The sequence below is a fragment of the Pseudenterobacter timonensis genome (assembly GCF_900021175.1).
Taxonomy (GTDB): Bacteria; Pseudomonadota; Gammaproteobacteria; order Enterobacterales; family Enterobacteriaceae; genus Enterobacter; species Enterobacter timonensis.
The window spans coordinates 1,412,271-1,423,752 of sequence record NZ_FCOP01000011.1; the positions used below are offsets into that span (position 1 = coordinate 1,412,271).

Sequence of the window (11,482 nt, forward strand, 5' to 3'; positions counted from 1 at the left end):
AAAAGGATAAGAGAGGTTCGTGTGGGTCCGGTAATGTTGGATGTGGAAGGGTATGAACTGGATGCGGAGGAGCGCGAGATTCTGGCGCATCCGCTGGTGGGTGGATTAATTCTCTTTACCCGGAACTACCACGATCCTGAGCAGCTACGCGAGCTGGTGCGGCAGATCCGCGCGGCTTCGCGCAACCGTCTGGTGGTCGCCGTGGATCAGGAAGGCGGCCGCGTGCAGCGTTTCCGTGAAGGCTTTACCCGCCTGCCCGCCGCCCAGTCTTTCGCTGAACTGGGCGGCATTGAGCAGGGGGGGGATTTAGCGGAAGAGGCGGGCTGGCTGATGGCGAGCGAGATGATCGCCATGGATATCGATATCAGTTTTGCGCCGGTGCTGGATGTGGGCCATATCAGTGCCGCCATCGGAGAGCGCTCTTATCATGCCGATCCGGCTATCGCGCTCGCCATCGCGACGCGCTTTATCGACGGGATGCACGCCGCCGGGATGAAAACCACCGGCAAACACTTTCCCGGCCATGGCGCCGTCACCGCCGACTCGCACAAGGAGACGCCCACCGACCCGCGTCCGGCTGCCACCCTCCGCGCCCACGATATGCTCCCCTTCCAGAGCCTGATTCGTGACAATAAGCTCGACGCCATCATGCCCGCGCATGTGATCTACAGCGAAATCGATCCGCGTCCGGCCAGCGGCTCCGCCTACTGGCTGAAAACGGTGTTGCGCCAGGAGCTGGGCTTTAACGGGGTTATCTTCTCTGACGATCTCTCCATGGAAGGGGCCGCGATCATGGGCAGTTATGCCGAGCGCGCGCAGGCGTCGCTGGAGGCGGGTTGCGATATGATCCTGGTCTGCAATAATCGTAAGGGGGCGGTGAGCGTGCTGGATAACCTGTCGCCGATCAAGGCTGAACGTGTTACACAATTGTATCATACAGGTTCATTTAGCCGTCAGGAGCTGATGAGTTCTGAACGCTGGAAGGTGGCGAACGCCCGGCTTGAGACGCTTCATGAGCGCTGGCAGGCACATAAAGCAGGCCTGTAATTTTTCGTAAGTTGTAGGGTGGTGAGGATACGATGATTATTTATCTACACGGTTTTGACTCTAATAGTCCTGGTAACCATGAGAAAGTGCTTCAGCTGCAGTTTATCGATCCCGATGTGCGTCTGATTAGCTACAGCACTCGCCATCCGAAGCACGATATGCAGCATCTGTTGAAGGAGGTGGACAAGATGTTGCAGCTTAATATCGACGAGCGTCCGCTTATCTGTGGCGTTGGCCTCGGTGGATACTGGGCAGAACGTATTGGCTTTTTATGCGACATCCGGCAGGTGGTCTTTAACCCGAATCTGTTCCCTAACGAGAACATGGAGGGCAAGATCGACCGTCCGGAAGAGTATGCGGATATCGCCACCAAGTGCGTAAGCAACTTCAGGGAGAAGAATCGCGATCGCTGCATGGTGATCCTCTCCCGTTACGACGAGGCGCTCGACAGCCATCGCGCGGCGGAGCTGCTGGACCCGTACTATGAGATAGTCTGGGACGAAGAGCAGACCCACAAATTCAAAAATATCTCGCCGCACCTGCAGCGTATCAAAGCGTTTAAAACGCTGGGTTAACCCCTTTTAGCCTCTCCTCAGGCCCGGTGACGCAAGCGCACCGGGCTTTTTTTATTTGCGATTTGTCTAAAATGTAGTCATCAAAACTTGATTCATATCAATTTTGGTATGACCAATGCGCCGGGCGTGCTATTCTCAATGCAGATGAACGGTTTCACTTCGGTAACCTGTTGTTAATTAAGGGTTATTTTTATAACTTTTAATTAACAATTGGTTAATATTTTGAGGGGGTCACGTTGACTACGCCATTGAAAAAGATTGTAATTGTCGGCGGCGGCGCTGGCGGGCTGGAACTGGCTACGCAGCTTGGCCAGAAGCTGGGGCGCGGTAAGAAAGCCAAAATCACGCTGGTGGATCGCAACCATAGCCATCTCTGGAAACCGCTGCTGCATGAAGTGGCGACCGGATCGCTGGATGAGGGCGTGGATGCGCTGAGCTACCTTGCCCATGCGCGCAACCATCATTTCCAGTTTCAGCTGGGCTCGGTGGTGGATATCAACCGTGAAAGCAAAACCATTACCCTCGCCGAGCTGCGTGATGAGAAAGGCGAACTGCTGGTGCCGGAGCGCAAGCTGCCTTATGACACCCTGGTGATGGCGCTGGGAAGTACCTCCAACGATTTCAATACGCCGGGCGTTAAAGACCACTGTATTTTCCTCGATAACCCCCATCAGGCGCGCCGTTTCCATCAGGAAATGCTCAACCTGTTCCTGAAATACTCCAGCAACCTTGGGGCTAACGGCAAGGTGAATATCGCCATCGTTGGCGGCGGCGCCACGGGGGTGGAACTTTCCGCCGAGCTGCATAACGCGGTCAAACAGCTGCACAGCTACGGTTACAAAGGGCTGACTAACGAGGCTCTCAACGTCACGCTGGTGGAGGCGGGCGAGCGGATCCTGCCGGCGCTGCCGCCGCGCATCTCCGGGGCAGCGCATAATGAGCTGACTAAACTCGGCGTGCGCGTTCTCACCCAGACGATGGTAACCAGCGCTGACGCAGGCGGTCTGCACACCAAAGAGGGCGAATATATTCAGGCGGATCTGATGGTCTGGGCGGCGGGTATCAAGGCGCCGGACTTTATGAAGGAGATTGGCGGCCTGGAAACTAACCGTATCAATCAGCTGGTTGTTGAGCCGACGCTGCAGACCACCCGCGATCCGGACATCTTCGCCATCGGCGACTGCGCCTCCTGCGCCCGTCCGGAAGGGGGCTTTGTGCCGCCGCGCGCTCAGGCCGCCCACCAGATGGCAAGCCTGGCGCTGCACAACATCCTCGCCCAGCGCAAGGGCAAACCGATGAAAGCCTATATCTATAAAGATCACGGCTCTCTGGTCTCGCTCTCTAATTACTCCACGGTGGGCAGCCTGATGGGTAACCTGATGCGCGGCTCAATGATGGTGGAAGGGCGTATAGCACGTTTCGTCTATATCTCCCTCTACCGCATGCATCAGATCGCGCTGCATGGCTACTTCAAAACCGGGTTAATGATGCTGGTTGGCAGCATTAACCGCGTGATCCGCCCGCGCCTGAAGCTGCATTAATCCTCAGACCCTCCGGCACTACCGGAGGGTTTTTAGCATATCATGCTGTTCTAAGCCCTCTCTCTGCTTCAGAGTTCTCTGAAATCGCGGCTGACTTCCCATTCCCTCCGATTTTTGCGCCTTTTTCCGATAGTCGCCCAAGGTGATTGCCTGCAAAATAGCATGCATATGCAACGAAGGAGGATCTCCCGTGAATAAATCAATGTTGGCGGGTATAGGGATTGGCGTGGCTGCCGCGCTGGGTGTGGCGGCTGTCGCCAGTCTGAACGTCTTTGATCGTGGTCCGCAGTATGCTCAGGTGGTTTCAGCCACCCCCATCAAAGAGACGGTTAAAACACCGCGCAAGGAGTGCCGTAACGTGGCGGTGACCCATCGTCGTCCGGTGCAGGATGAAAACCGCATCGCCGGCTCTGTGCTGGGCGCGGTGGCAGGCGGGGTGATTGGTCACCAGTTTGGCGGCGGACGCGGCAAGGATGTTGCCACGGTAGTCGGCGCGCTTGGCGGCGGCTATGCGGGTAACCAGATCCAGGGATCGATGCAGGAGAACGATACCTACACCACAACGCAGCAGCGTTGCAAAACGGTCTACGACAAGTCAGAAAAGATGCTGGGTTATGACGTAACCTACAGAATCGGAGAACAGACTGGTAAAATCCGTATGGATCGCGATCCGGGCGCCCAAATCCCGCTGGACAGCAATGGTCAGCTGGTTCTGAACAACAAAGCCTAAAAAAGAAGTCTTACAGAATTTGGCTCCTCATCGCTCAGGCTGAGGAGCCTTTTTTGGCAGGCAATTGCATTCATTAGAGATCAAAGACCTGGTTGTGGCGCATTAGCATAAATCCGGTCAGCAGGATCGAGATAAATGCAAAGAGAAGAGAACCACCACATAACACCCAGAGTCCAAATAAGAAGGCAATTGCGATTAACACTTTTACCAAAGGTAATAGCAAAACCATTTTTATTATCCTTCCGCATGTGAATAGTCAGAAAACGCAGCATCTCCTTTCATTAAAATTTCCGCATTGTGCCCCATAGTTGTCAGGGAAAGCGCCGCGGTTTAGCTCGTCATCATGACGGAAGTGACTCCTGTCCTAATCGGCTAATCATTAGCCGTGTAATAGTTACTGTTAATAATAGCAAACGCGAAGCGGTTCGAGAAAGGTTTCGCCTATTGTTCAGGGCTGAAAAGAGATTTTCAGTGCAGCAGGGGAGAGCGGGGCGTCGCAGCGCCCCGTTTCAGGCTTTCAGCATCTCCGGCCACAGGCGCAGAGTGGTATCGCAGATAAGTTTGAGTTTAGCGAGATCGGCCCCTTCCCGGGCGCTGATCGACATTCCCTGTAATATGCAGTTGAGATATTGCGCCAGCGCCTCCGGGTTAGCGTGCGCAGGGATTTCGCCGCGCGTCTGACGCTGACGTAAAAAGAGGGTCAGCGTCTCCTCCTGCATGGCATGGCGCGACTTTATGGTGTTGGCGATTTCACGCGACGAGGCGGCGAGGGTGGCGGAGGTATTAATCATAAAGCAGCCCGCCGGGTTCTCCTTGCTGGTGAAACAGGTCGCCACGGTGCAAAAGTAGTCGCGCAGGGCCTGCTCCACGCTCTTCTCTTCACAGAAGAGCTCAGCTTCATGTTTCGCGGCGAAGCGGGTGATATAGCGATCCAGCACTGCCCGGAACAGCCCCTCTTTATTGGTAAATTCAGCATAAAGGGTGGGTGCTTTCGCCCCGGTCGCTTCGACGAGATCGGAGAGCGAGGTGGCTTCATAGCCATGCTGCCAGAAGAGTGTCATGGCCTTATCAAGCGCCGCTTCCCTGTCGAACACTTTTGGCCGGCCACGGCTTTTTTTAGCGCAACGCGTGGTATCGGTTGTCATGTGCCGCTCTACCTCTGTTGGTTTACGAAGTGACCATTATAAAAATAATAGCCCGCAGCCACCAGCCCTGATTCAGGTAAAATAATTTAATCGTATGCGTATGAAAAATAATGGATTTAAAATTATTATAACGATCATTATAAAATGTGTTTGACTGTGATGTAGATCACGCTTATCATTTACCTATCGATCGTTAAGTTAATGCGACCAGACAAATTCATCTGCACACATAAAAGGTCATTATTATGAAAAACGTAAAAGCCCTCATCGCCGCAGCCGTACTCAGTTCACTCTCGTTCGCCAGCGTAGCCGCGGTAGAAGTTCAGTCCACCCCGGCTAACCAGCAGAAAGTGGGAACCATCTCCGCCAGCGCAGGCACTAACCTGGGCTCGCTGGAAGATCAGCTTGCGCAAAAAGCGGACGAAATGGGTGCGAAATCTTTCCGCATCACTTCCGTCACCGGTCCGAACACCCTCCACGGGACCGCTGTGATCTACAAATAAGCAGGCGCATAACCCTCATTTTTGCCACTGCGAATGACGCTGCATACCCGGCACCCTCTGGCCGGGCGGCAGCAAAAAGGCCTGGACTCGGTTAATCACCGGCTCCGGGCCTTTTGTTTTAAGCCATTAAAAGAGTTAAAGCGACTGGCGGGAGTCGGGATGGGGCGTAACATCCACCGGCATGCCTGACCGCGCCTCCAGCGCGCGCGTCATTACCGCGGCGTCAGCAGCCTGCTGGAAACGTTGCGCCTCTGCGTTAAGGACAATCGGCAGGGTCTGCGGATCGTCACCGATATTTTTCGACAGCGGTTGATGCACCTCTACCAGACGCTGGCCGTTCGGCTCTGACGATACCTTCAGCGGCGCGTTGATAATGTTCACTTTGGTGCCCGGCGTCACGACGCGAAAGAGGGTCTCGATATCGTTATCCCGCAGGCGAATACAGCCGGAGCTGACGCGCATGCCGATGCCGAAATCAGCGTTAGTTCCGTGCAGGAGGTAGACGCCGCCGTAGGCTGCCAGGCGAATGGCATGATGGCCCATCGGGTTATCCGGCCCGGCAGGCACCACCGTCGGCAGATCGACCCCCTGCGCCTTGTAGCGGGCGCGGATATTGGCGGTCGGCGTCCAGGTCGGGTTCGCGCGCTTATCGGAAACCGTGGTCACCATCGTGGGGGTCAAGGTATCCCCGCCAAGCTGCCCGATGCCGATCGGGTAAATCGTCACCTCGTTTTTACCCGGCGGATAGTAGTAGAGACGCAGCTCCGCCAGGTTAATCACAATACCCGTACGCGGCGCGTCCGGCAGCAGGGTCTGCAGCGGAATGGTCAGCACGCTGCCGGGGCGGGGGACATAAGGATCAACGCCGGGGTTAGCCTGCAGTAGCGCCAGGAACCCTACGTTATATTTTTTGGCAATCGCCTCCAGCGAGCCGCCGTTGTCCTCCACCACATGATAGCGGTTCTCGCCAACCAGACGACTGCCGGATGGCGGTAAAGGCCAGGTATTGGCGCGGAGCGGCAGGGCGATCATAAGCGTCGCGATAAGCGTCAATCCGCTCAGCCAGCGTAAAAAATAGGTCTGCTTCGTCATCATTATTATCCCTGTTAATGACATGGTTAACTGTTTCGGTAGGAAGGATTGATAATTATGGTGAATATGTCTGTCGGGAAGTGCGGGCGGAGTGCAAGAGTTTGTAAATAGCGAGGAAAAGGGCCGGGCAGCATCAGGCCGCCCGGCCGTCGGGTCAGGCGATGGCGTTCTCTTCCATCTGGCGCATAAAATTACTTACCCAGTCCATGCGCGTTTTGCGCTCGGTCAGCTCACGGGTGAACTTCAGGCGCGTCGGTCCATCAAGGCGGTAGTGCTGCGGCTCCTTCTGCAGCAGGCCGATAAGCCACATCGGATCGACATGGTTCTTCTCGGCAAACTCGATCGTGCCGCCTTTCTCGTTGCTCTCCAGCTTGCGAATACCCAGCTTCTGCGCCTGCTGACGCAGCCGGGCGATGTTCAGCAGGTTGCGCGCCGGATCGGGTAACAGGCCGAAACGGTCGATCAGCTCCACCTTAATCTCCTCCAGTTCGGCTTCAGACTTCGCACTGGCTACCCGCTTGTAGAACGAGAGTCGGGTATTGACGTCAGGAATATAATCATCCGGCAGCAGGGCAGGCATACGCAGCTCCACCTCGGTCTGCTGGTTGGTCAAATCCTCCAGCGATGGCTCGCGTCCCGCTTTCAGCGCGTCGACGGCATTCTCCAGCAGTTCCATATAGAGAGAAAAGCCGATCGTCTCCATGGAGCCGCTCTGGTCTTCGCCCAGCAGCTCGCCCGCGCCGCGGATCTCCAGATCGTGAGTGGCCAGCGCAAAGCCCGCCCCCAGATCCTCCAGCGAGGCGATCGCCTCCAGCCGCTTTTGCGCGTCAGGGGTCATCGCTTTTGGATGCGGCGTCAGCAGCCAGGCGTAGGCCTGATGGTGGGAACGGCCCACGCGGCCCCGAAGCTGATGAAGCTGTGCCAGACCGAAGTGATCCGCGCGTTCAATGATGATGGTGTTAGCCGTCGGAATATCGATCCCGGTTTCGATGATGGTGGTACAGACCAGCACATTAAAGCGCTGGTGGTGGAAATCGTTCATCACCCGCTCCAGCTCGCGCTCGCGCATCTGGCCATGCCCGATAGCGATGCGCGCCTCCGGCACCAGCTCCGCCAGGCGATCCGCCGCTTTCTGAATGTTTTCCACGTCGTTATAGAGGTAATAGACCTGGCCGCCGCGCAGGATCTCGCGCAGGATCGCCTCGCGCACCACCAGGTTGTCATACTCCCGGACGAAGGTTTTGACCGCCAGGCGACGCGCTGGCGGGGTAGCGATAATCGAGAGATCGCGCATACCGCTCATCGCCATATTGAGCGTGCGCGGTATCGGCGTCGCGGTCAGGGTGAGGATATCCACGTCGGCCCGCATCGCCTTGATCCGCTCCTTGTGACGCACGCCGAAGCGGTGCTCTTCATCCACAATCAGCAGCCCTAAATCTCTCCATTTCACGTCGCTTTGCAACAGCTTGTGGGTGCCGATCAGAATATCGATCTTCCCTTCGCTGGCCTGCTCCAGGATCTGCGTCTGCTCTTTGGCGCTACGAAAACGCGACAGCATTTCGATGCGCACCGGCCAGTTGGCGAAGCGGTCGCGGAAGTTATCGAAGTGCTGCTGGGCGAGGAGGGTGGTGGGCACCAGCACGGCCACCTGCTTGTTATTTTCTACCGCGAGGAAGGCGGCGCGCATGGCGACTTCGGTTTTGCCAAAGCCGACATCGCCACAGACCAGCCGATCCATCGCCAGCGGCTGGCACATGTCACTCAGCACGGCGTTGATCGCCTGCGCCTGATCCGGCGTGGTTTCAAACGGGAAGCTGTCGCAGAAAAGCTGGTACTGCTCTTTGTCGTGCTTAAAGGCGAAGCCCGCTTTGGCCGCGCGCTGGGCGTAGATATCCAGCAGTTCCGCCGCCACGTCGCGCACTTTCTCCGCCGCTTTCTGCCGCGCCCGCGCCCAGGCGTCGCCGCCGAGCTTATGCAGCGGCGCATTCTCTTCCGCCCCGCCCGCGTAGCGGCTGATCAGGTGCAGGGAGGAGACCGGCACGTAGAGCCTGGCGTCGTTAGCATAGGTAAGCATCAGGTACTCGCCCTTGATGCCGCCCGCCTCCAGGGTGGTCATCCCCGCGTAGCGGCCCACCCCGTGCTCCAGGTGGACAATAGGCTGGCCGACGTGCAGCTCCGCCAGGTTGCGGATTAACGTGTCCGGGTTGATGGTGCGGCGGCTATCCTGGCGACGGCGCGCCACCCGTTCGCCCAGCAGATCGCTTTCGCAAATCAGCGCCCGGTTGTTCAGCGTATCGATAAAGCCATGTTCCGCCGCGCCGATCATCAGATAGCGACCGTTACCGGTGGCTTCGTCGAGACGATGAATACGCTTCGGCGCAATCTTGATGCGACTTAGCAGCTCGCCAAGCGCTTCGCGACGGCCTTCGCTTTCGACGGAGAAGATCACCGGCCCGCTGAAGGACTCCAGGAACTGGCGCAGGCTATCGAGCGGCGATTTTTGCTGCGCCTGCACCGCCAGATCCGGCAGCGTGCGGAATGCGAGGTTGGTATGGGCGGCTTTATCGGCCAGCGTGTCGGTTTTAAGCTGCACTCGCGGCCATTTTTTCAATTCGGCAAAGAGCTCATCCGTGCGCAGCCAGAGCGCTTCCGGCGGCAGAAGCGGGCGCATCGGATCGACGCCGCGGTTCTCAAAGCGGGCGCGGGCCTCGTTTTCGAAGCGGTTGGCGCTCCCTTCCAGGTCGCCGGTATTGATCACCAGCGTGTTCGACGGGAAGTAGCTGAACAGCGGTGGCAGCGGTTCGCTGAAAAAGAGCGGCTGCCAGTACTCGATCCCGGCGGGGAGCGTGCCTTTACTGACCTGCTGGTAGATATGCTCTGCGTCGCGCTTCACGTCGAATTTATCGCGCCACTGGCTGCGAAACAGCTCAATGGCCGCCTTATCGGTGGGAAACTCATGGGCGGGTAGCAGGTTAATCGCCTCCACCTCTTCCAGCGTCCGCTGGGTATCCGCATCAAAGAGGCGCAGGCTGTCAATTTCATCATCGAAAAAGTCGAGCCGGTAGGGGCGATCGCTGCCCATCGGGTAGAGGTCGAGCAGCGCTCCGCGGGTCGCATACTCCCCATGTTCCATCACCTGATCAACATGGCGATAGCCCGCGCTGTCGAGCTGCGCCCGCAGGGCATCCCGCGACAGCTGCTGCCCTTTTTTCATCACCAGCGCGTGGCCGTGCAGGTAGCTGTGGGGGCAGACGCGCTGCATCAGGGTATTCACCGGCACAATCAGCACGCCGCGCTGCATGGCGGGCAGCTGGTAGAGCGTCGACAGGCGCGAGGAGATAATGTCCTGATGTGGAGAGAAGCTGTCGTAGGGCAGCGTCTCCCAGTCGGCCAGGCTACTGACCAGATGGTCGGTAAACTGGCGGATTTCGTCATGCAGACGCAGGGCGTTTTGCATATCGGGGGCGATGAGAACCACCGGCCCGTTGTGGCGTCCGGCAATATCCGCCACGACGGCGGCGCACGCCGCCCCGGTCAGCTCGCCCAGTTGACGCTGGTCGCCCGCTTTGCCGGGCAGGGAAAAAGGATAATGTTCAGGCATGGCTTTATCAGGATCTCTTGTGGATATACTTCCAGTATTGGGGCATATCACTGATACGCAATATCTTTATTATCCTGCATCGTTTTACATTAGCAAACCTGAACCGCACGCGAGGTAAAGGCGCCCTTCGCCGAGGGCGCATAAATGCTAGCGCGTGGCACGCTCCAGCGTGAAGTTTGACGGCGGGGAGAAGAGAAAATCGTCGAACAGCCGTTGCGAAATTTTTCGCATCCCCAGTCCAAAGAGGGTACAGACAAGCAGGCTGGCGAAAGGGTAAAACAGCACCAGCGACAGCTCACCCCAGAGCGGCAGCCAGGCGGCGTTAACCTCTTTGACCAGCAGAAGGCTGAAAGCTTCAATAAGGATGCGGTGGGTGGTGTAGATGGCGATAGTATTGGCGCCAATCACCGTTAAAAGATTATTTGGCCCCACGGCGTAGCGCTGTTCCACGCTGTAGAAGAGCTTCATGATCAGCAGGATGGAGAGCAAAGAGAGCGCCAGCGGCACGCTGGCAAACCACAGCACTACCGACACCAGCCCGGCGGCAAGGAGCACCAGCCAGCGCCGGCGAAGCGATACCGCTTTCATCCACGCCATCAGCCCCGCGCCGTACCACGCGCCAAGGCTGTAGTAGATCGCATTACGCACCACGCTGTTCATGCCCCACCACGGCAGCGGCAGAAAGTTTATCGCCACGCTGGCTAACGCCATCAGCCCCAGCACCGGCAGCTTCCAGCGGCTAAGCAGCTTGCCCAGCACAAAATAGACCACCAGCGCGTAGAGATACCAGAGACTGGTGCTGGCGGTGAGCATACCCTGCAGGAAGCCGGTCACCGAGTCGGCATAGGCGGCGTTAGCGCTGGTGGCAACTTCGCGCTGCGGCGCAAGCCAGGCGTTCAGATGGGTCAGCGCCTGCCATTGCACCACGCCCCACAGCGCCAGCACCCAGACGATACTCCAGATACGTTTGTCCATGCAGGTGCGCCAGTCCACCTCGTCGATATAACGGCGAATCAGATAGCCGGAGATAAAGAAAAAGACCGGCATCCGAAACGGCGCCAGGTAAAGATTGGCGTAGATCCAGCATTTGGCGAGCAGGCCGGAGAGAGGATGCTGCAGACCGGTAAGATGCGGATAAAAGGTGATGACCGAGTGGTAAATCACCACCAGGCAAATGCATAGTCCTTTGATCTGATTAATCCATAACGCTTTTTGTTTCATCGTGAAAGAAGACCCGTGTTGCCCTTA

The 11,482-nt window shown here is 57.4% G+C and carries 9 protein-coding genes; 5 read left to right on the forward strand and 4 right to left on the reverse strand.

Annotation, left to right across the window (positions count from 1 at the left end):
- Positions 1 to 21 precede the first annotated feature (21 nt).
- The 4 genes from nagZ (at position 22) to BN3796_RS12975 (ending at position 3,893) form a co-directional block, all read left to right on the forward strand.
- Entirely contained in the window at positions 22 to 1,047 is a 1,026-nt protein-coding gene (nagZ, locus tag BN3796_RS12960; protein WP_061708737.1) for a beta-N-acetylhexosaminidase, read from the forward strand.
- Positions 1,048 to 1,079: 32 nt separating this feature from the next.
- Complete coding sequence (gene ycfP, locus BN3796_RS12965) at positions 1,080 to 1,622, forward strand: alpha/beta hydrolase YcfP (protein WP_061708738.1); 543 nt, start codon at positions 1,080 to 1,082, stop codon at positions 1,620 to 1,622.
- Positions 1,623 to 1,858: 236 nt separating this feature from the next.
- The gene (locus BN3796_RS12970) at positions 1,859 to 3,163 is read left to right on the forward strand and encodes an NAD(P)/FAD-dependent oxidoreductase (RefSeq protein WP_061708739.1); all 1,305 of its coding nucleotides are present in this window, start codon (positions 1,859 to 1,861) and stop codon (positions 3,161 to 3,163) included.
- Between the two features lie 190 nt (positions 3,164 to 3,353).
- Positions 3,354 to 3,893 (forward strand): glycine zipper 2TM domain-containing protein, encoded by a 540-nt coding sequence (locus BN3796_RS12975; protein WP_061708740.1) that lies wholly within the window; start codon positions 3,354 to 3,356, stop codon positions 3,891 to 3,893.
- A 509-nt stretch (positions 3,894 to 4,402) separates the two neighbouring features.
- Here BN3796_RS12975 and BN3796_RS12980 read toward each other — a convergent pair.
- Positions 4,403 to 5,038 carry a TetR/AcrR family transcriptional regulator gene (locus tag BN3796_RS12980; RefSeq protein ID WP_061708741.1) on the reverse strand — a complete coding sequence of 212 codons (636 nt, stop codon included), beginning with the start codon at positions 5,036 to 5,038 and terminating at the stop codon, positions 4,403 to 4,405.
- A gap of 245 nt (positions 5,039 to 5,283) precedes the next feature.
- On the opposite strand from BN3796_RS12980, the gene bhsA reads away from it, so the two are divergent.
- Positions 5,284 to 5,541 (forward strand): multiple stress resistance protein BhsA, encoded by a 258-nt coding sequence (gene bhsA / locus BN3796_RS12985; protein WP_061708742.1) that lies wholly within the window; start codon positions 5,284 to 5,286, stop codon positions 5,539 to 5,541.
- A 135-nt stretch (positions 5,542 to 5,676) separates the two neighbouring features.
- Here the strand turns inward: bhsA and ldtC are convergent, their stop codons facing one another.
- The 3 genes from ldtC to BN3796_RS13000 form a co-directional block, all read right to left on the reverse strand.
- Positions 5,677 to 6,633 carry a L,D-transpeptidase LdtC gene (ldtC, locus tag BN3796_RS12990; protein WP_081430665.1) on the reverse strand — a complete coding sequence of 319 codons (957 nt, stop codon included), beginning with the start codon at positions 6,631 to 6,633 and terminating at the stop codon, positions 5,677 to 5,679.
- 154 nt (positions 6,634 to 6,787) lie between these two features.
- Complete coding sequence (gene mfd / locus BN3796_RS12995; RefSeq protein ID WP_061708744.1) at positions 6,788 to 10,234, reverse strand: transcription-repair coupling factor; 3,447 nt, start codon at positions 10,232 to 10,234, stop codon at positions 6,788 to 6,790.
- A gap of 147 nt (positions 10,235 to 10,381) precedes the next feature.
- Positions 10,382 to 11,455: an acyltransferase family protein gene (locus BN3796_RS13000; RefSeq protein ID WP_061708745.1), complete on the reverse strand. Its 1,074-nt coding sequence runs from the start codon at positions 11,453 to 11,455 to the stop codon at positions 10,382 to 10,384.
- Positions 11,456 to 11,482 lie beyond the last annotated feature (27 nt).

Bases quoted from the DNA above. Each gene is read 5' to 3' on its own strand.
- BN3796_RS13000 (WP_061708745.1), bottom strand. From the start codon at position 11,455: ATGAAACAAAAAGCGTTATGGATTAATCAGATCAAAGGACTATGCATT.
- BN3796_RS12980 (WP_061708741.1), bottom strand. From the start codon at position 5,038: ATGACAACCGATACCACGCGTTGCGCTAAAAAAAGCCGTGGCCGGCCA.
- ldtC (WP_081430665.1), bottom strand. From the start codon at position 6,633: ATGACGAAGCAGACCTATTTTTTACGCTGGCTGAGCGGATTGACGCTT.
- ycfP (WP_061708738.1), top strand. From the start codon at position 1,080: ATGATTATTTATCTACACGGTTTTGACTCTAATAGTCCTGGTAACCAT.
- bhsA (WP_061708742.1), top strand. From the start codon at position 5,284: ATGAAAAACGTAAAAGCCCTCATCGCCGCAGCCGTACTCAGTTCACTC.
- mfd (WP_061708744.1), bottom strand. From the start codon at position 10,234: ATGCCTGAACATTATCCTTTTTCCCTGCCCGGCAAAGCGGGCGACCAG.